Below are 18,583 nucleotides of genomic sequence, written 5' to 3'. Positions count from 1 at the left end.
GCAGTGTCGATGATTTATGATGTCATGGCTTGTGTGGCTTGGTTGCCTTGTCGGTGCAACTCAGGGGGCTCGGGATTGCGTTCCCTGCCAGTCCCTCACCGCTCGGTTCAACGTGTCAGCCACCTGCTGCCCGCCTTGCCACTGCTTACGATCGTTCGACCGTTCCCGATTTGGTGCTTTGTTTCCGCTCTACGGGCCGCTTCCGGTCCCTGCGCCGGGGTTGTGTCCCCAGACCGTCAGGCCGTACATAAATGCACCACGGGTACACGTCCGTCAAGTGACGCGCGGAAGAAAGCATAATAAAAACAGGTACTTAATAGACACGGAAGACGTTGATTCTTGTGACGGGCAGAGCAAATTCAGGGGCTTACGGTGGGCATGGGAGAAAAGTTGTCCCACAAATGGGCAAATAAAAAAGCGATGGAAGGGAGCCAGAGCGGCTCCTATCGCCTACTTCTGTCCCCGTTCGATCACCCTGGAGACCTGCGTTGCCGTCCACGTTCCACCTCGGGAGGTCGCCACGCCCATGCTATCGAGGGTTTCGGCTATGGCGCTCAGGGTCTGTCCCCCCGCCCTCAGCGGCCCGACAATCTTAATGAGCTTCGCCGCTTCGGCGTCAGCCTTCTGCTGAATCGCTTCGTTGCGCTTCATGGTCTTGTCGCGGAGACCACCAATCCGCTTCGAGTACGTCGGGTCTTCCTTCCGCTTCGCCGCGTGGGTGACTTTCGCCGCCGCCAACGCAGCCTTCGTCCGCGCAGAGATAAACTCTCGTTCTTGTTCGGCCAAGGCCGCGTATATGTGAAGCTGGAACTTGTCAGCCTGCGGCATCTGCGCCACTCGAAGCTTCACTTTCTTGTCGTCCATTAGGCTTGCGACGAAGGCGACTTTGCGGGAGAGGCGGTCTAGCTTCGCCACCAACAGCTCTGCGCCAGTCTTCCGAACAAGATCCAGCGCCTTCGCCAATTGTGGCCTGTCGTTGTCAGCACCAGATTGAATGTCCTGAAACTCGCCAGCGACTTCGAAGGGAACGTCTGAGAATTGCGCAAGGAAGATATCAATATCCCGCTGCTGAGCATCTAGGCCGTGACCGCTCTTGCCCTGATCCTCGGTGCTGACCCGCTTGTAAATGACATACTGCTTCATGGCCTGTTCTCCGCGTCGAGGGGAGCATGTCAGGCGAATTATCTAATGTCAACGTTCGTTGTGGCCGTAAATATCATTTCGATCCGATGGACGACGGAAGCCTGCCTCCAGTCCCCTATTGCCAAGCATCGCTGCGCATCTCTTTCAGCGGCATCTGGGGGTACGGGGGGCAATGAGTTCATGCGTCGCTCTATCATGCCACTTCAGATTTTTTTGTCAGAATCTTATCGGCTACTCCGTTCGTCGGAACTAAGAATTCCTCCGGACGCTTGAGGTTTTTCATGTACATTTTTGAAATGTAATTGACATGGCATTTTTGTATATACTATTTTCAGATAATAGGGAAGATATTGGAGCCTCAATGCGGGATAAACGGGCGAAATTCGTGAAGTTGGCGAACCAGCGTGTCACGCGTGCGCTGGAGCAAATTCGTTTGGTTGGCAATCTCTCAAACCGCGGCGCTTACGAGTTCACGGACGAAGATACTAAGAAGATCATCAAGGCTCTTCAGAAGGCGGTTGATGCAGCGAAGTCTCGGTTCTCGGACGCTGGAAATTCGTCCGACCAAAGCTTTTCTCTTGACGCGTAGCTATCGTGGACAGGATCTCGGTAGAAGCACGCAGCAGTCTGATGGCATCTGTTAGGCAGCGTGACACCAAGCCTGAGTTGATCGTCCGTAGGCTGCTTCACGCACGCGGCTGGCGATATCGGCTTCATAAAAAAGAATTGCCGGGGACGCCTGATATTGTCTTCCAGTCTAGACGCGCCGCATTGTTCATAAATGGATGCTTCTGGCATGGCCACTGTTGTAAACTTGGGAAGATCCCAAAATCCCGCCCTGAATTCTGGATCCCGAAGATTGCGTCTAATAAAGAGCGCGATAGTAGGAAGGTGCAGGCTTTAGTTGATTCGGGGTGGAGAGCGATGACGGTTTGGCAATGTGCTCTTAAAGATTGTGAATCCGCACTCAACGAAATTGAAGAATTCTTACGGGGCGTCCAAAGTGTAGCAGAGACGCCACCAAACGCTGTCGAACGGGGAACGGAATGCTAGAAACTGTCAAGGCCATGGCCACTGACGCTCCAGTTGAATGGGCGTTCGAGGTTAATCCTCCCATGGGCGGTGCGGCGGGTGAGGCATACACGAACACGCTCGCGTCTTCGGGAATGCATCCGGCCGAGGTTCTCGCTCGTGAAGCAATCCAGAACAGTGTTGACGCTCGCACAAAGGGTGAAACCAAGGTGGCCGTGGATTTCATAGTAAGGTCGCTTGAAGGGCAAGCAAAGGCCTCATTTGTGCGGAGTGCGGGGCTCGGCAGTATACGCGAGCGAGCCAATGACTTGAAAATGAATGAACCAAATTGTCTTGGAGCGCTGGGCGATAAAGCCGTTCCCCTAAACTTGTTGTATATCAACGATCGCAATACGACTGGCCTTGCGGGAGATCCAAAAGATCCCGATTCTAAGTTCTATCGTTTTCTGCTTTCGCTGGGAGACGGTGGCAAGGAGCATGACGAGCACGGGACGGGTGGCTCGTACGGGTTCGGAAAATCAGTGTACAGTTCAAACTCTGGAATTCTTTCGATCTTCGCCTACAGCAGAACTGTAGATGAAAACGGAAGCCCATTGTCACTTCTTTTCGGCTGCGGCTACTATCGCAAGCACAGGTTTAACAAACAGCATTTTACCGGTCGTTCGTGGTTTGGCCAAAATTTATCCGGAATGGGCCAGCAGATTGTTGACCCCCTGCGCAATAGCGCCGCTGACGACATGGCCGCGGAGCTAGGCTTTGAGCCGAGAGCTACGGACGACCTCGGAACCTCTGTTCTTATTGTTGACGCAATGGTTGCTCCCCAGGATATCCTGAGAGGCGTGGAGGACTGGTGGTGGCCACGTATAGTTGATAGCCAGTTGGATGTGCGCGTTATCGACAAAGACGGGGTAGTTAACTTTCCTCGGCCTAAGAAGCGGGAGGATCTCCGACCGTTTTTGGAAGCGTACTATGTGGCCAAAAACGTGTCTCCGCCGAACAACAAGACTGAGTTTCGCCGACCGCTGACGAAGCTGGACAACATATCTCTCGGTGTAGCAGGCTTCAAACTTCTCCAGAAGAACGAGAAGGATGACTATGCAGTGGATGAAAGTCGTGTCGATTCCGTCGCACTGGTACGGGCGCCTCTTATGGTTGTCTCGTACTACCGGCAGTGGAATGTGCAGAATCCCGGGATTGTTGGAACCTTTATCGCGGATGATGAGATCGATGACGTCCTTCGCGCGGCAGAGCCGCCCGCGCATGACCGCTGGGATATTGGCGCTCGAAGGCTGCAAGACAAAACAGGGCGAAATCGCCTGATCGTCGACCGCGTTTTAAAGAGTATAAAGCGAAATCTGAAGCAGTGCCAAACGGCGGCTTCACCACCTCCACCGCCGCGCCCGAAGCGTTTGACCGTGCTTGAGCGAACGCTAGCGAACTTCCTCACCCCGTCTAAGAAGGGCGGCAAACCAAACGTGGAACCGTCTTCCGCGCCAATTCACCTCACCTATGAGCAGGAACCTCGCGCGGAAGCAGTTGGAGACAAGCTGAGGCTGTCGGCCGTCTTTCATGTGAAGTTGAAAGCCGACGAGGAGTTGTCTGAGGTTCCGGCGCGGGTCAGGATAACGTGCCCAGTTTTGGAGGATGGGCAGACCGGTGACCCGATAAATCTTCAGATTAACGCTGATGTTGTATTCGCCCCGGATACAGTCAGGGAAGGTTGGTTGGCTTTTGATCTAACCCATCAGGGTGCAAGATTTCAGTGTGTGAGTGAGGCATATAATCCGCTTTGGACGGTTCGATTCGTTCCGGAAGTGGAACCCGTGGAGGTGAAATGATGGCGGCTGAGGCGTGGCATCGCGAGGAGCCGAGAGAGGTTCGTCCCTTTTTCCAGAGTGTCCAGGCTGAGGACGCCCTAACAAGCACTGGGATAAAGCTTTTTGAAAACGGCGATGTGCTCCAGGACGTTTCGTTTGATTTGGACGAGATCGACTTCAAAAAACTCCAGCCGACTGTTTCCATTGCGATAGCCGAACCTAAACAATGGATGCCTGCGGGGCTTAAGGCACAGGATCTTGATCTAGTACTTGTCGTACGACACGGTTTTCTGAAGCGATCGGAAATAGTACACCGAACGCGTCTTTCGGATGGAGCTCCCAGCAGTTGGGAAATACCCGCTGAAGTGTTGGAGAGGCTGGGTGGTGGGCGAAATGTCCACATCACCTTGGCGCTATGTCTCTCTCACGATCGCTCGCCGAAGCCTGGCTCGCCTTTCGTCCCAGGTCATTGGCTAGCAAAAAAGACGTTCGTTCTTCGGTCCCGCACCATCCCCACATTGTTTGATGTGAGGACGAGAACAGATGAAGAGTGGGTCGCTGCGGGCTATCCGCCAAAGACCTACTATGCTGTGGAATACACCGGAGGAATTGAGACGGAACTTGGTGAAGGGGACTCTGTGGCGATCGTATGGGTCCATGCGGACGCGCACAACAAGATGGTGTCAAGTTCCCTAGGAGAGTGTTTGCAGCCGATGCTCGGTGCCGAAATAATATCGACTATTCTATTGGAAAGCTTCAAAGACTGGAAAGAATCGACTTCTGTTGAGCCAGCTAGCCCGCTTGCGACGTTGCTGAAGCAACTAGGGAAGGAAAAACCTCTCACGCTCGACGGAATGAAATCTTTGGTTGGCCGACCACCCCTGATCAAGGCGATGCTCCAAGATCGTCTTTCGGTCTTGGCCGCACTACGATAGGACTGGTGATGCCGTATCCAATCTTAACTAAAGCAGAAGCGCGGACTTATCTCCTAGCTGTCGACGCGGCGATCGAAAAACAAGCCGACGCGCCCGAAATCCCCGCAACACATTACAAACCCGATGGCCCCGACGAGGATTGGGATGACCTAGGCAAGGACGTCGCGGCGAAGCTGGAAGGCATCATCGTGAAGCTTGATGGCACGGGAGATGTGAAAGGGAGCGAGTTTGAAGTATTAGCCGGCCCGGTTATTCATGCGCTGTTGCCTGAGCATCCCGCGCTGGCCGATCCCGAATTTTGGGTTTGGGTCGTTGTGGCGCATTGCGAGGGAGTCGTTCGGTGGCGTTATCCGAAAAAGGGTAACCTACGGAACTTCGGTATTGGCGGAGGCGGTGAAAACCTACTCTATAGACTGTGGCTTCGGGCAGAAATCGGTTATGCGCCTGGCGCACACGACCCATATGAGCTTGCGCTGGTGGGCGACATTGACTTTTGGCGCAGCCACATCTTTCGACAGAGTTATGGTGAAGTTCGGCACTTCGCGCGTGCTCTCATCGAATTTCAGTTTCCGGCGAAGATGGCCAGAAAGTCACATCTGAAAATCAACCAAATTCGATTGTTGGCTAAACAGCTTAAAAGAGCTCGATCCAATTTGCTGTTTGAGTTAATGTCGCAATCGCGGGCGACTCAGTTCATCGAATCGGAATGGGAGCGGCTTGCATCCGAAACTGCGTGAGCTTGATCCTTGAAACAGACATTTCAACGTAAGAACAATTCAGTATCTCGCACCTTAGCGATGGGGGATATCGTCCACGAGACAACGTTGGTCGATGTCGCTGATGACGGCCTGGCCGACCAGGCGGCATGGTGGCAATCCTATCTCCGGGGCGAAAGGCCGGTCTCTAAGGAAAAGCGGCCCTTGGTTACGATTGTTGACGCATTCTGCGGATCTGGAGGTCTCGCGCTAGGAATAAAATCTGCCGTTGAGGCCTTGGGACGTCGAGCTGACTTCGCGGCTGTCATCGACACGGACGCAACTGCTCTGGAAATTCATCGGCACAATTTGGGTGCCAGACGCTGCTTAAGCAAAAGCGTTGCTACCCTCGTCGATTTTCATGTCCTCGGTCTAGGCGAGGAAGCGAAATTTGGATACGAGCCTGAAATTATTGAACCGGATCTGGCGAACATCGGCAACGTCGATATGTTTATCGCTGGTCCTCCGTGCCAAGGGCACTCGAACCTAAATAATCATACCCGTCGGCAAGATCCGCGAAATGACCTCTACGTCGCTGCAGTAGCACTCGGCGTCGCCTTGTCGGCAGAAATGATCGTCATTGAGAATGTACCAACTGTCCTAAATTCGCACTCGAACGTTGTATCAACCGCTGTAGGTCTGCTGCAATCGTCAGGATACGGCGTCTCCATGACGATCCTCAAGGCGGATGAGCTGGGAAGTGCTCAACGGCGAAATCGGCATTTCCTAATTGGTGTCCTAGATCGCCGACTTTCACAGGATTACTTGGCCACTTGCACCGCGCAATTGACTGCATCCCCGCTGCCTGTCTCGTGGGCTATCGGTGACCTGCTTGATGTTGAGCCTGCGAAACTCGCTGACACTGCTCCGTCGCTCACGCCAGTCAATGTCGCCCGCATCGACTATCTATTCGATAATGATCTGTATGACTTGCCGGATGATCAACGCCCGGACTGCCATAAGAACGGAACTTCATATACATCTGTATATGGTCGGATGCACTGGACTCGTCCGGCTCAAACAATAACTACAGGCTTTGGAACCCCAGGGCAGGGTCGCTACGTCCATCCTCTACGCCGTCGCGTTATTACGCCGCACGAGGCGGCACGTATTCAAGGGTTTCCCGATTGGTTTGACTTCGCGCCGGCCGGATTGGCAGTGAAACGAAAACACCTGGCCAAATGGATTGGTGATGCGGTTCACCCGATACTCGGTTATGCCGTAGGACTTGCGGCACTATCCGCTTGGCACGAGATCGCCACGGACGCCTATCGGGATGTAGCTTGAGGCGAGCCGCAAATCCTAGTTATGCGCCAGTCGATGGCTCGTTCGGCCATCTTTGTTCATGTTTAAGGATGCGAAGAGGATTTCGCGGGCTTCGTCTACACCGACCCATTGAGCTTGCCGCGAAATGAGTCTGTGAATTAAACGATGGCAGCAAGCACACAAAAGTGCCATGTCCGTGACGCGCGTTAACCTTTCACCCTCAGCGTCGACGAGTGGTATGCGATGGTGGGCCTCAAACATGCTTTCCTGCAAATCTCTGCCAAGCGTTGAAACAGAGTAGTCACATATCTCGCAGACCAATGCCTCGCCTTTTCGCTGATTTAGCAGTCGTGATCGTAGCCGGCGGTCTCGCTGTCTATGGCGAGACGTCAGCCAGCCCCCCTCTATGAATGTCTCTTCGTCAGACAGGTCAGGATCGGGCACGCCAAGGCTGACAGTGTTCTTTAGCGCCGACGCGATTTCACTGAGGTATTCACTCCTCTCCTTCGGAAAGTCATTGACGACCGCAAGGTCAGTTTTTGAGAAGCTTAATCCCCTGCCGGGCTCAACGGCGGAGAACAAATTTTGCAACTTGAGCGCAACGCCGTCAGCGTTACGAAAGCTTGCCCGGCGATTGCTTGCTGGATGAATGTTTGCGTTCTGCAATATTGTTGAGAGAGCAATTACATCGGAGTGCCGGCGGTCAATGGGTTTTCCGTGCTTATACAAAAGATCAAGGGCCAACACCGTTTCGTCCCGCGTCCAATCGGGGTTCCCATGTCCATCGGTTATCGGCATTGCCATTATCCTCCTGTTGAAGAGTCCGCGTCCCAGTCAAGCCTTCACAGGATCGAAGCTAAACAAGCGTGAACTTCAGAAATGATCTTATCAACTTCGTGCGTTGAGTTCGGAAAGCTGCCTGCTCGATGTGCGTAGCGGTTTCGCGGCATCGCGATCGCAGATACGTAAGCAACCACGGTAGAATACGGTAGATGACCACGCAGAGACGGGTGCAGAGATGGAAGTTGATGGAGCATCTTACCGATACCGTGTTTCGGTGTAAGTGCATGATGTGTAAGCACCGCATTGAGGCAGCTGTCTAATGCCCTGGTGGCGTGGATGACTTGCAGCAAGCGTTGGCGATTGGGCGGCTGCATCTTGTTGCACCGGCCAAGCTCACCGAGTTCTTCGTCGACCTGCGCCACGGAGGTGACTCTGCCATAAAGAGGGGAGCCCCTTACGATCGCCTGCATTGCCTGATGTCGCGATCTCCTGCTGCTCATATTAGCCTCGTTCGCCTACTGATCACTTCGGCAAGGTTCTCGTTGGTTTCAAGGGCGCTTCCTGGTGCGAGGATCCAGCCCGCAAACGCCGCTGCACGCATATACTTGTCGGGGTCCCCGGGCGCTACCGGGTAGGCTGATGCAAAGGCTGCGCTCGCAGGGACGTCCTGGGGAAAAATACCATTGTCCTCCGCAAACCAACGATCTGCACCATCAAGCGCTAGCGAATTAATTCGACCAGGATTCGGCGGGCTACTGAAATGCGTGGTGTGGATTTTGTTTGATAAAAAGGCGGCGTGCATAGCGATTCGCTCAGCGAGCTGCCTCGGTTCCGATACCCGATTTCGATCCATTCGCCTCTGTAAGGCTCTTGCGAGGCGGTATGTTTCTCCGAATCGGGCCTGCGTCTGAGCAAGAAGTTTGTCCGGAATGCTTTTTTTGCTTAGGCGCCCCGGTTGCTCAGCTAGGCCTGTCAACTCTGAACGCAAGCTCTGATCGTCAAACGACAGGATCGCCGAGAATTCGTTTGTCACCCCGGAGATCAGAAATTCGTCTCCCGGCGCGGAAACAAAAATGAACCTGGTTTCCTGAGGCAGTGCAAGTTTGTTCAAGACTAGGCGTGATCGAAAATAGCGACTTTGCCTTTTTTCGGCTTCTGTTGCGAACATTATCGCGGTCAGGCCGGCTCTTCCGCCAATCAAAATGTCGGTAGACCTCAATACAAGAGGATGGTCAGGCGAAGTAACCGTGATGAAGTCTGAGCCTAAAGAACGGGCGAGCGATTTCTCCAGGCTTTTTCGTTTCTGCACTACGGTGTAGACCATAAAACTCTCTAATATCAAAAATGGATGTGCAGAGTACACGCGATAGGGGTAGTTAAGTCAATCTCGCCCAGGTAAAATCCAACCGCTTTATGCGGTGTCCAGCGCGGACACGGTTTCACCGTGTTGGGCGTGGTTGAAGTCTTCCTACGTGAAGACCGAGATGTTGTTTGCGCTTACTCCGTAGCAAACGTGCATTGAGCGCGTGACCGCCAAAAGACGTGCGTCATCTGAACCATATCGATTCGCCTCCCCGTTCACGGCATGTCCGAGAATTAGGTGCCGGTCATGTTCGCTGATGCCTGCGCGAATCATCCGATCCTGCATGCTATGCCGAAGGCTATGGACTGTTACCTTCGGGTCTGGAACAACCTTTCTGAGGTTCTTCATTAAGGCCGCACTTGCTGCGTCTCCCCCACCTTTTCTACCGTATCTAGGGAAAAGCGGTGCTTCTCCGCTTACGGTTATCGCTTGTAAAGCTTCTTTCGCCGCTGCGAGTGCGTCCCCTAGCAATGGGACTCTGCGCCTGGATGCATCGTTCTTGAGTCGTCTAATGCTGTTGAAACGGATTACTAGATGCGGCAACTCGCCTTCGACGACCGCGTCCTTGACCTCGAGCCCCGTCGCCTCACTAACCCGGAGGCCCGTGCCTTCCAGCAATCGCCAGATTAGTTGCAACTCAGGGGTCGCGTGTTTGAGGATGAAGGCTCGCGCGTCCTTCAACTGCTGTGCGGTAAACGGGTTGCGTTCGTCTCGATCAGCCTTGCCCACGTCCTTAAGGCCTTTGATATCGATATTCTTGAAATGGTTGATGGCCCGACGCTCAAGCTCAAATTCCCTAATCCCGAATTCGATAATCGCGCGGATGTCGTTGCAATTACGGTCCACCGTTGCGGGTGCTAGATCCGAGCTTAACATCTCTCCAACCACCTCTCTCGCATCCGATCGAGTGAGTTCGGCAAGCTTAGGGTCTTTGCCAAGCGCGGTTGTTACGAAATGTATCACTCGGTCCACGCGAAGCCGCTTTCGCTTCTCATTAGCATCGCCCGCAACCTTGGTGGCAATATAGAGTCGCGCTGCATCAACGAATGTCGGCTCTGGGGCTTTAGCCTTAGGGCCCGCTCCCAGTAAGGAAATCATCATGGTGTCGATTGGCGATGTGACGTCTGGATACCCTTCGGCGTCAAGAGGATACTTTTTGCCGATGTCTTCAATCATCGCGTCCCGCACTAGCCCTTCAGGATGATGGTTTTCCGGTCCCTCTTCCTCGCGGTAAACCGGGGCCGTAGGGTCTATTCCTAACGCCCTTAGCCGCGCTATGGCCTCTCGCCAGTCGTCCATGGCGGTCCTGATGGCTTCTATGGTTGCCCCTCGCGGCGCAGGTGCTCTGGCGTTCTTTAATTCTTGCTCCACCCAATCGTGAAAGGCCGGCCACGCTTTGATCGCGTCGCTCTCGTTGAAACCCAGAACTTTCTTGAATTCGTATCGTCCCAAGCGCTTTCGCAGAGCAGCGGGTACTTGGCGCCGGTACTCGAAACTGCCGGACTTGGTCATGGTCACGTATTTCAAGGTAATTGTCTTCACAGTCTACGGTCCCCGCTCTGTACCTTTTTCAGTACCCGGAGGACGAATTATCCTAGTTTTTTCAGCTAAATAAGGCCTTTTTGCCTGTAAGTGGTGCCCCATGCCGGGGTCGAACCAGCACTTCTTTCGAAACTCGATTTTGAGTCGAGCGCGTCTACCAATTCCGCCAATGGGGCAACGGATACGGACGGGCGGCTGTCTAACATGCGAGAACCCGCGCGCGCAAGACGGGCCGGCGAAGTTATCGCAATGAAGCGTTGGAGGATCCGGCCTGGTTTCGAGGCCGGATCCTTTTTCATATCAGTGGACGGCGGCAGGTGCCGGGTTGGTCAGGCCGGACTTCTTCAGCGTGATCGCCAGGATCGAAGCTAAGAGGCAGAAAGCGCCGGCGACGAAGAAGGCGGGCAGGTAGCTCGACAGCTCCGTGCGCGACAAGCCGGCGCCATAAGCGGCGGTGGCGGCGCCCAGCTGATGGCCGGCAAAGACCCAGCCGAAGACGAGGCCGGCCTTTTCGCGGCCGAAGCGGTCTGCGGCGATCTTGACGGTCGGCGGCACGGTGGCGATCCAGTCGAGACCGTAGAAGATCGCGAAGATCGAGAGGCCGTAAAAGCTGAAATCGCTGAAGGGCAGATAGAGCAGCGAGAGACCGCGCAGGCCGTAATACCAGAACAGCAGCCAACGATTGTCGAAGCGGTCGGAGAGCCAGCCGGAGCCGATGGTGCCGAAGAAATCGAAGATGCCCATGACGGCAAGCACGCTGGCGGCTGCCACCGGCACGATCCCGAAATCGCCGCACAGGGTGACGAAATGCGTCTGGATCAGGCCGTTGGTGCTGAGGCCGCAGATGAAGAAGGTGGCAAACAGGATCCAGAAGGTCGAGGTCGTCGAGATTTCGCGGAGCGTGGTGATCGGCGTCATCAGCGCAGCGCCGAGCGTCGTGCGGGCCGGCGCAGGCGCGACATGGGCTTCTCCCAGCGACGGCAGGTTCACGTCAGAGGGACGGTCACGCATGAAGAGGAGGACGAGAAGCGCGGCAAGCATGATCATGGCGCAGACGAAGAACACGGTGGCCCGCCAGCCGTAACGTTCGGTGAGTTCCGCCATCAGCGGCAGGAAGACGAGTTGGCCGGTTGCCGAGCTCGCCGAGAGCATACCGACGACAAGGCCGCGGTGCTTGACGAACCAGCGCGTCGAAACCGTTGCCGCCAGCACCATAGCCGTCAGGCCGGTGCCGAAGCCGACGACGATGCCCCACAGGGCCAGCAGATGCCAAAGCTTGGTCATGAACAGCGAACCGATGAAGCCTGAGCCGATCAGCGCCAGTGCAAAGACGATGACCTTTCGGACCCCGAAATAATTCATGAAGGCAGCTGCGAACGGGCCCATGAAACCGAAAAGGAGCAAGCGAATCGCCAGTGCGGAGGAAATCTGCGACGTTTCCCAGCCGAACTCGTCCTGGAGCGGCTTGATGAGGACGCCGGGGGCGCCCATGGCGCCTGCCGTCACCAGCATGGTCAGGAAGGTCGCGGCAACGACGACCCAACCGTAATGAATGTTGCGCCGCGCAAGGGAGGAGGCAAGAACTGCTGAAACCATGAGGGGATTCCATTCGAATTCAGGTGGGGAAGATACAGAGCCGCTTTACATGATGGTCATCATATTTGTTGCTTATTGATGATAGACATCATATATTTTGTCAAGCGACGATTTCTGGAGATGAAGATGCGGGTCAGCCGCGAAAAATTTGTCGAGAACCGCGAGAGGATTCTCGATGTTGCCGGCGTGCTCTTTCGCGAGAACGGTTTCGATGGCGTCGGCGTTGCCGATATCATGAAAGCGGCGGGGCTGACGCATGGCGGCTTCTACGGCCACTTCAGTTCGAAGGACGAACTGGCGCTTGAGGTCAGCCGCAAGCTGATCGACAAGGTCGAGACGCGCTGGAGGGAACATATTGCCGAGTCACCCGACCGGCCACTGCAGGCACTTCTCGACCATTATATTCATTGGCGCACGGTTGACGATCCGGGCGGCAGCTGTGTTTTCGCGACCTTGATTCAGGAGGTGAGCCGCAGCCGCGGCGCGATGCGCGCGGTCTTCAGCGACGGTCTGTCCGTATTGGTCGATACACTTGCCGATATCGTTCCCGGCGAAACCGAGGAGGAGCGTCGCGCCAATGCAGCGACGACGCTCTCATCGATGATGGGCGCCGTTATTCTTGCCCGCGCCGTCGAGGACCGGGCGCTTGCCGAGCAGTTTCTGGTGACGATGCGCCGGCAGCTCGATCCCGCCAACCTGACATAATCCGAGCCCGGAAGCCGAGGGTCCGACCCCCTCCACGCCAGTCTGCCCATCGAGATGCCAACGGCTATTTGAATCCGGCGATGGCGTGCGGGATGTAGGGCGCTTCGAGTTCCGCGATTTCCTCGGCGGTGAGTTTGACCGATAGCGAGGCGACGGCATCCGCCAAGTGGTTCGGCTTGGAAGCGCCGATGATCGGGGCGGTCACCACACTCTTCTGCAGGATCCAGGCCGTGGCTATCTGGGCGCGGGAGATGCCGCGGGCTCTGGCGATTTCGGCGACGGCATCGACGATCTTGCGGTCGGCATCGATGGACTGCGTGTAGAGCGTCTTGCCGAATTCGTCGGTTTCGCTGCGCGCCGTCGTCTCGTCCCAGTCGCGGGTCAGGCGGCCGCGGGCCAGCGGGCTCCAGGGGATGACGGCGATCTTCTGGTCTTCGCAGAAGGGCAGCATTTCGCGCTCTTCCTCGCGGTAGAGCAGGTTCAGGTGGTTCTGCATACTGACGAACTCGGTCCAGCCGTTCAGCCGGGAGATATAAAGGGCCTTGGCGAATTGCCAGGCATACATCGACGAGGCGCCGATATAACGCGCCTTGCCCGATTTGACGACGTCATGCAGCGCTTCCACCGTTTCCTCGATCGGCGTCGTATAGTCGAAACGATGGATCTGGTAGAGGTCGACATAGTCGGTGCCGAGGCGGCGCAGGCTATTGTCGATCTCGTCGAAGATCGCTTTGCGCGACAGACCGGCGCCGTTCGGGCCCGGCCGCATGCGGTTGAACACCTTGGTCGCCAACACGATATCCTCGCGCTTGGCGAAGTCTTTGATGGCACGGCCGACGATCTCCTCCGAGGAGCCGTTGGAATAGGTGTTGGCGGTGTCGAGGAAATTGATGCCGAGGTCGATCGCCTGCTTGATCATCGTCCTACTTTCCTCTTCCCGCAGGCTCCAGGCATGATTGCCGCGGCCGGGATCACCGAAGGTCATGCAGCCGAGGCAGATTTTCGAGACTTCGAGACCGGTCTTTCCGAATTTGACGTATTCCATGAAACGACTCCAGAATTGAGATAACCCCGCACGGCGTTTCATGATCTAGTGCGAAGCCGCCAACGTCGCAGGGGGCTGAATGAGAAATCTGCGGGCGGCAAGTACAATGGTGCGTGATGGGGCCGCCGTTTCGTCTGCGGCTTGCGTATCCGCGCCGCAAGGTGTTAGCTGCTGCAGCATTTCACCGGAATTCGACTATGCGACTGCCGTCCTTCGATCGTTATGGCGATCTCTACCGTGATTTTTCCTGGCGGATTCCGGAGGATTTCAATATCGGCCGCGCTGTCAGCGACGAATGGGCGGTGCGAGAGCCGGAGCGTGTCTGTCTGGAGCATTTCAGCCCGGACGGCGACCATCTTTCACTGACCTATGGTGAACTTTCCGCGGCCTCTTCGATGTTCGCCAATGCGCTGGCATCGCTCGGCATCAAGCGCGGTGATCGCGTCGCTCTGCTGATGCCCCAGTCCTTCGAGACCGTGATTGCGCACGTCGCGATCTATAAAATGGGTGTGATCGCCCTGCCGCTGGCGTTGCTGTTCGGCATCGAGGCGCTTGAATATCGGCTCAGAATCTCAGGCGCGGCGGCAATCATCACCAATGATTTCGGCCTCGATCGTGTCCGGCAAATTCGCGATCGGCTGCCGGAGCTGCGACATGTGATCAGTGTCAGCGAGGCTGCCGACGCCCTCTCCTTTGCCGATCTGACCGCCTCGCATGCGCCGGTCTTCGAGGGAGAGAAGACAACGCCCGACGATCCGGCGCTGATGATCTTCACCTCGGGCACGACGGGGCCGCCCAAGGGCGCATTGCATGGCCACCGTGTTCTGCCCGGGCATATCCCCGGCATGCAGTTCGCCCATGAAGGGTTTCCCAAGGCGGGCGACAAGGTCTGGACCCCGTCCGACTGGGCTTGGGCCGGCGGTCTGCTCAATGCGTTGCTGCCGAGCCTTCTGCTCGGCATTCCCGTCGTCTCGTCGCCGGCGCAGAAATTCGACGCCGACGCGGCCTATCGGATCATGGCGAAGATGAAGGTGCGCAATGCCTTCATCCCGCCGACGGCGCTGCGGCTGATGCGATCGGTTTCCGATCCGCGCTCGAAATATGATCTGGTGCTGCGCACGATCGGCTCGGCGGGAGAAGCGCTCGGCCGCGAGACCTATGACTGGGCGCGGCGCACGCTCGGCGTCACCGTTAACGAATTCTACGGCCAGACGGAGTGCAATTTCGTGCTGTCGTCGAGTGCCGCCTTTGGTGTCACCAAGGCCGGCGCCATCGGACGCGCGGTGCCGGGACATCGCGTCGCGATCGTCAGCGAGGCCGGCGACGAGCTGCCGGCGGGCGAATCCGGTCAGATCGCCATCGCCAGTCCTGATCCCGTCATGTTCCTCGGCTATTGGAACGATGCGGCGGCGACCGAGCGAAAATTTCTCCACGGCTGGCTGCTTACCGGCGACATCGGCCGGCAGGACGAAGACGGCTACGTCACCTTCGAAGGCCGCGACGACGACGTCATCACCTCGTCCGGATATCGCATCGGGCCGGCCGAGATCGAGGATTGCCTGATCGGCCATCCCGCCGTGCAGCTTGCCGCGGCCGTCGGCAAACCCGATGCGGTGCGCACCGAGATCGTCAAGGCCTATATCGTGTTGTCACCCGGTCATTCGCCGAGCGAGGCGCTGGCCGCCGAAATCAGGGAATGGGTGAAGATGCGGCTTTCGATGCACGAATATCCGCGCGAGGTGGAATTCGTCGAGTCATTGCCGTTGACGACAACCGGCAAGGTCATCCGCCGGCTGCTGCGGGAGAAAGCTGCGGCTGAGGGCTAAGTTCCCGGAGATGCTTTAGCCCCGGCCGGCGAGCGACATGATCTTCTCGCGCAACATCTTCGCCATGTTACGCGTGCTGCGATACATGTGGAGCTGGGCGGCGGCCTGGCGCATGTCGCGGTCGCCGTTCTGGGTTAGGCCGATGACCAAAGTTCCCATCTCCTCGCGCTCCTGCCAGAAGCGGCTCATGATCGGATGATCGGAGACGGCGCAGGAATCCGAGCGCACGATGTTGGCGTCATCGAGGTGCCATTCCGTGAGTTCGCTCATCAAGAGCTTGCCCGGCGAATAGCGGGCATAGTTCTCGTCATAGGCGGTCTTCCAAGTATAAGCTTCGCCGCCCATCATCAACACCACGATGGCGGCGATCGCTTTGCCGTTAAGATCGATCGTATGAATGCGCACGGCGTCGACGGCGGCAAGGTTCGACACGGCCTCACGCGCGAAGGCAGTATGATAGCGATCGGTGACGAGAGCGCTTCGCCGTTTGCCCTTCCAGCCGCCGGCCTCCATCGCCAGGAATTCCTCGAAACGGACGTGGACGTCGCGCGGCTGGCGGGCGACGGCGTAGAAGGCCGTTCCCTGTTCCTCCAGCAGGCGCCACTGGCGGCGCATCTCACGCATGTGTGACGAGGATATGGTTTTGCCGAGATAGGTGGGCGCCTCTTCCTCGCTGTGTAGCATCGGGCGCAGATAGGGGTTGGTCACGGTGAGCGGAAGGTTGCGGCTGAGCGCCACGGCCTTGAGCATGCGCACGAAAATGCCGTTCAATCTCAGATCCGGCAAGACCAGTGTGCTCGGCAGGCTGAGATCGGGAACGGTCAGTCCTTCGAAGAAATTGTCGAGGGTTTCGGCCGCATCTTCGCTGTCGACGAGCGGTGTGCCGAGCGGGCCGAAGCTGTTCGACCAGCCGCGGATGATCGAGGGGCCGACGGCAAAACCCGGTCTGTCGACCGAAAACGGCAGGAGGAAGCGCATGCGGCTGCGGCCGGCGCCGTGATCGCGGATGAGGGCGAAATTGACCTGCCGGTCTTCGATCCGCGGCATGGCCGGCGCAAGGAAGCGGCCGGAGAAAAAGACGTTCGGTTCCATCGCCCGGTTGGACAGGAAATCGAGCTCATCCTGAAGTTCGTAGCCGAGCTTGCCGGGATAGAGGCAGAGCTCGCGCCCCGGCCGGCCGATCTCGGCGCGGGCCTCGGCCTGCGGCGCTTCGAAATGCAGCGCCGCGAGCTCATGGATCATGCGGTTGCTGATGCTGTCGGTGCTTTCGGTGACGGGGGGCAGGCGCACCATCTATCGAACTCTCATTTCTGGCGTTGCGGCGGAGGGGCTGGCGAAGGCGAAGAGGGCGATGCCGAGCGTGCGGCGCACGGCGACATGCAGGAGGATAGCTTCGACCGCCATGGCCGAGGCTGTGGCGACAGCGGTGCCTTCGATGCCGTAATCCGGGATCAAAGCAAGGTTGACGCCGACATTGGCAGCCAATGCGCCGGCATAGAGCGCCACACAGAGGTTCTGCTTGCCCGCCATCATCAGCAGTGTTTCAGCCGGGCCGACCAGTGACTTGGCAAGGATGCCGGCGAGCAGGATCGCCATGACAAGATAACCTGACGTGAAGGCGCCGCCGAACAGCGACAGCAGCAGATGGCCAGCCGCGAGCACGGCGAGGCCGACCCCGAGCGCCGGCCAGAAGGTCCAGCGGGCGGCGTCGGCGGCGGCCGCCGCCAGCTGAGCGTGGTCGCCTTCGGCGATGATCGAGGAAAAGCGCGGGCCGGAAGCGGCCTTGACAGAGAAATTGATGAAATGCACCAGCGCCATGGTCTTGGCGGCGGCGAAATAGATGGCGACGTCGTGCGGTTCAAGGAAAATGCCGACGACGATGACATCGGAATTGGTGAGCAGGAAACTCACGCCCTCGATCAGGAAGATCGGGAAGGCGACACTGAGCCAGGCGAGGAAATCGATTTTGCGCGGACCTTCGTCATAGTGCCGGCGAAGGCGATAGAGTGTCGCGCCATACTGGCCCAGCGCGGTGACGAAGGTGGCGGCAAGTGCTGCCTGCATGGCGGTGACGGCCGTATGCTCTGCACCCATTGCAATCGCGATCAGCATGAAGGCGATGATGAGAATCGGCCGGACGATATAGACCGGGCTCAGCGCCATCACCGGCCAATGGTTCGCCCGCGACGTGCCTTCCAGAATATCGCCGAGCGCGATCATCGGCATGGCAAGCAGGCCAAGGAAGATCGGGACGAGATAATAGGTCTCGATCCTATCGCCGAAGAAATGCAGTCCGATCATGCCGGCGGCGAGCATTACTGTGCCGGAAAGCATCGCGAAAATGCGTGCCGTGCCGGTCAGGCCGCGGATTTCGTCGAAGGCGCCTGCCGCCTTGTACTGCGGCAGAAAGCGGACGATCGCGGTGTGGAAGCCAAGGCAGGAGAGATCGCCGAAGACGACGATCAGCACCCAGACGAAAACGAAGATGCCATATTCATATTCGCCCATCAGCCGTGCGAGCACGATCTGCGAGATAAAGGCAAGCGCGGCGCTGAGGATGCGGATCGAGAAGGCCGTCAGCGCCATCCGCCGGGCGGCGGCTTTTTCGCCGCCTTCGGTGAGCATGGCGGCAAGCATGCGCAGCGTGCGGCCGCCGATCGGGCGCAGGCCCACGGGCAGCAGTTTCTCCGCTGTTTCTATGACCGCCATGATGAACACGCAAAACTCTGAGGTCAGGCAAATCGTCCCCGAAGTCTTGACAGAACAGGGTTAAGA

The 18,583-nt window shown here is 57.2% G+C and carries 17 protein-coding genes and 1 tRNA gene; 8 read left to right on the top strand and 10 right to left on the bottom strand.

Annotated elements, in window-relative coordinates; translation table 11 throughout:
• Nucleotides 1–450: 450 nt before the first annotated feature.
• Nucleotides 451–1,143 carry a recombinase family protein gene (locus tag AMK02_RS19130; RefSeq protein WP_064805243.1) on the bottom strand — a complete coding sequence of 231 codons (693 nt, stop codon included), beginning with the start codon at nucleotides 1,141–1,143 and terminating at the stop codon, nucleotides 451–453.
• A 361-nt stretch (nucleotides 1,144–1,504) separates the two neighbouring features.
• On the opposite strand from AMK02_RS19130, the gene AMK02_RS19125 reads away from it, so the two are divergent.
• Genes AMK02_RS19125 through AMK02_RS19105 form a run of 6 tightly spaced genes read left to right on the top strand, consistent with a single transcriptional unit; the run spans nucleotide 1,505 to nucleotide 6,969 of the window.
• Nucleotides 1,505–1,732: a hypothetical protein gene (locus tag AMK02_RS19125; RefSeq protein ID WP_064805241.1), complete on the top strand. Its 228-nt coding sequence runs from the start codon at nucleotides 1,505–1,507 to the stop codon at nucleotides 1,730–1,732.
• Between the two features lie 41 nt (nucleotides 1,733–1,773).
• A complete protein-coding gene (locus AMK02_RS30270; RefSeq protein WP_237358357.1) occupies nucleotides 1,774–2,196 on the top strand; it encodes a very short patch repair endonuclease in 423 nt (140 codons plus the stop codon).
• Nucleotides 2,190–4,013 (top strand): hypothetical protein, encoded by a 1,824-nt coding sequence (locus AMK02_RS19120; protein WP_064805239.1) that lies wholly within the window; start codon nucleotides 2,190–2,192, stop codon nucleotides 4,011–4,013. Before AMK02_RS30270 ends, AMK02_RS19120 begins: the two co-directional genes overlap by 7 nt.
• Nucleotides 4,010–4,927, top strand: a complete 918-nt coding sequence (locus AMK02_RS19115; protein WP_064805237.1) for a hypothetical protein — start codon at nucleotides 4,010–4,012, stop codon at nucleotides 4,925–4,927. Before AMK02_RS19120 ends, AMK02_RS19115 begins: the two co-directional genes overlap by 4 nt.
• A gap of 8 nt (nucleotides 4,928–4,935) precedes the next feature.
• Complete coding sequence (locus AMK02_RS19110; RefSeq protein ID WP_064805236.1) at nucleotides 4,936–5,664, top strand: hypothetical protein; 729 nt, start codon at nucleotides 4,936–4,938, stop codon at nucleotides 5,662–5,664.
• 9 nt (nucleotides 5,665–5,673) lie between these two features.
• Nucleotides 5,674–6,969 carry a DNA cytosine methyltransferase gene (locus AMK02_RS19105; RefSeq protein ID WP_145924237.1) on the top strand — a complete coding sequence of 432 codons (1,296 nt, stop codon included), beginning with the start codon at nucleotides 5,674–5,676 and terminating at the stop codon, nucleotides 6,967–6,969.
• 15 nt (nucleotides 6,970–6,984) lie between these two features.
• Here AMK02_RS19105 and AMK02_RS19100 read toward each other — a convergent pair whose 3' ends face one another.
• The 6 genes from AMK02_RS19100 to AMK02_RS19080 all read right to left on the bottom strand — a co-directional run bounded on the left by AMK02_RS19100 (nucleotide 6,985) and on the right by AMK02_RS19080 (nucleotide 12,232).
• Nucleotides 6,985–7,746: an HNH endonuclease gene (locus tag AMK02_RS19100; protein WP_064805232.1), complete on the bottom strand. Its 762-nt coding sequence runs from the start codon at nucleotides 7,744–7,746 to the stop codon at nucleotides 6,985–6,987.
• A 44-nt stretch (nucleotides 7,747–7,790) separates the two neighbouring features.
• Nucleotides 7,791–8,153, bottom strand: a complete 363-nt coding sequence (locus AMK02_RS31290) for a hypothetical protein (protein WP_145924236.1) — start codon at nucleotides 8,151–8,153, stop codon at nucleotides 7,791–7,793.
• Between the two features lie 74 nt (nucleotides 8,154–8,227).
• Nucleotides 8,228–9,055: a hypothetical protein gene (locus AMK02_RS19095; RefSeq protein ID WP_064805231.1), complete on the bottom strand. Its 828-nt coding sequence runs from the start codon at nucleotides 9,053–9,055 to the stop codon at nucleotides 8,228–8,230.
• A gap of 144 nt (nucleotides 9,056–9,199) precedes the next feature.
• Nucleotides 9,200–10,612 (bottom strand): tyrosine-type recombinase/integrase, encoded by a 1,413-nt coding sequence (locus tag AMK02_RS19090; protein WP_237358356.1) that lies wholly within the window; start codon nucleotides 10,610–10,612, stop codon nucleotides 9,200–9,202.
• A gap of 115 nt (nucleotides 10,613–10,727) precedes the next feature.
• A tRNA-Leu gene (locus tag AMK02_RS19085) sits at nucleotides 10,728–10,812 on the bottom strand.
• Nucleotides 10,813–10,936: 124 nt separating this feature from the next.
• Complete coding sequence (locus AMK02_RS19080; protein ID WP_064805229.1) at nucleotides 10,937–12,232, bottom strand: MFS transporter; 1,296 nt, start codon at nucleotides 12,230–12,232, stop codon at nucleotides 10,937–10,939.
• A 126-nt stretch (nucleotides 12,233–12,358) separates the two neighbouring features.
• On the opposite strand from AMK02_RS19080, the gene AMK02_RS19075 reads away from it, so the two are divergent.
• Nucleotides 12,359–12,937: a TetR/AcrR family transcriptional regulator gene (locus tag AMK02_RS19075; protein ID WP_064805228.1), complete on the top strand. Its 579-nt coding sequence runs from the start codon at nucleotides 12,359–12,361 to the stop codon at nucleotides 12,935–12,937.
• 64 nt (nucleotides 12,938–13,001) lie between these two features.
• Here the strand turns inward: AMK02_RS19075 and AMK02_RS19070 are convergent, their stop codons facing one another.
• On the bottom strand, nucleotides 13,002–13,982 hold the full coding sequence (locus tag AMK02_RS19070) for an aldo/keto reductase (protein WP_064805227.1): 981 nt from the start codon (nucleotides 13,980–13,982) through the stop codon (nucleotides 13,002–13,004).
• Nucleotides 13,983–14,179: 197 nt separating this feature from the next.
• Between AMK02_RS19070 and AMK02_RS19065 the strand changes: the two genes are divergently transcribed.
• Nucleotides 14,180–15,808 (top strand): AMP-binding protein, encoded by a 1,629-nt coding sequence (locus tag AMK02_RS19065; RefSeq protein ID WP_064805225.1) that lies wholly within the window; start codon nucleotides 14,180–14,182, stop codon nucleotides 15,806–15,808.
• A gap of 15 nt (nucleotides 15,809–15,823) precedes the next feature.
• Here AMK02_RS19065 and AMK02_RS19060 read toward each other — a convergent pair whose 3' ends face one another.
• Both AMK02_RS19060 and AMK02_RS19055 read right to left on the bottom strand, forming a co-directional pair.
• Nucleotides 15,824–17,101, bottom strand: a complete 1,278-nt coding sequence (locus AMK02_RS19060) for a GNAT family N-acetyltransferase (protein WP_064805222.1) — start codon at nucleotides 17,099–17,101, stop codon at nucleotides 15,824–15,826.
• A complete protein-coding gene (locus AMK02_RS19055) occupies nucleotides 17,102–18,517 on the bottom strand; it encodes a lipopolysaccharide biosynthesis protein (protein WP_064806367.1) in 1,416 nt (471 codons plus the stop codon).
• Between the last annotated feature and the right edge of the window lie 66 nt (nucleotides 18,518–18,583).

This window comes from Rhizobium sp. N731, assembly GCF_001664145.1.
Lineage (GTDB): Bacteria > Pseudomonadota > Alphaproteobacteria > Rhizobiales > Rhizobiaceae > Rhizobium > Rhizobium esperanzae.
Note: the sequence above shows the minus strand (reverse complement) of the source record. Positions and strands in the feature narration are given on the sequence as shown.

Coding starts and splice junctions, on each gene's coding strand:
- AMK02_RS19130 (WP_064805243.1), bottom strand. CDS start 1,143: ATGAAGCAGTATGTCATTTACAAGCGGGTCAGCACCGAGGATCAGGGC.
- AMK02_RS19125 (WP_064805241.1), top strand. CDS start 1,505: ATGCGGGATAAACGGGCGAAATTCGTGAAGTTGGCGAACCAGCGTGTC.
- AMK02_RS30270 (WP_237358357.1), top strand. CDS start 1,774: ATGGCATCTGTTAGGCAGCGTGACACCAAGCCTGAGTTGATCGTCCGT.
- AMK02_RS19120 (WP_064805239.1), top strand. CDS start 2,190: ATGCTAGAAACTGTCAAGGCCATGGCCACTGACGCTCCAGTTGAATGG.
- AMK02_RS19115 (WP_064805237.1), top strand. CDS start 4,010: ATGATGGCGGCTGAGGCGTGGCATCGCGAGGAGCCGAGAGAGGTTCGT.
- AMK02_RS19110 (WP_064805236.1), top strand. CDS start 4,936: ATGCCGTATCCAATCTTAACTAAAGCAGAAGCGCGGACTTATCTCCTA.
- AMK02_RS19100 (WP_064805232.1), bottom strand. CDS start 7,746: ATGCCGATAACCGATGGACATGGGAACCCCGATTGGACGCGGGACGAA.
- AMK02_RS19095 (WP_064805231.1), bottom strand. CDS start 9,055: ATGGTCTACACCGTAGTGCAGAAACGAAAAAGCCTGGAGAAATCGCTC.
- AMK02_RS19080 (WP_064805229.1), bottom strand. CDS start 12,232: ATGGTTTCAGCAGTTCTTGCCTCCTCCCTTGCGCGGCGCAACATTCAT.
- AMK02_RS19075 (WP_064805228.1), top strand. CDS start 12,359: ATGCGGGTCAGCCGCGAAAAATTTGTCGAGAACCGCGAGAGGATTCTC.
- AMK02_RS19070 (WP_064805227.1), bottom strand. CDS start 13,982: ATGGAATACGTCAAATTCGGAAAGACCGGTCTCGAAGTCTCGAAAATC.
- AMK02_RS19065 (WP_064805225.1), top strand. CDS start 14,180: ATGCGACTGCCGTCCTTCGATCGTTATGGCGATCTCTACCGTGATTTT.
- AMK02_RS19060 (WP_064805222.1), bottom strand. CDS start 17,101: ATGGTGCGCCTGCCCCCCGTCACCGAAAGCACCGACAGCATCAGCAAC.
- AMK02_RS19055 (WP_064806367.1), bottom strand. CDS start 18,517: ATGGCGGTCATAGAAACAGCGGAGAAACTGCTGCCCGTGGGCCTGCGC.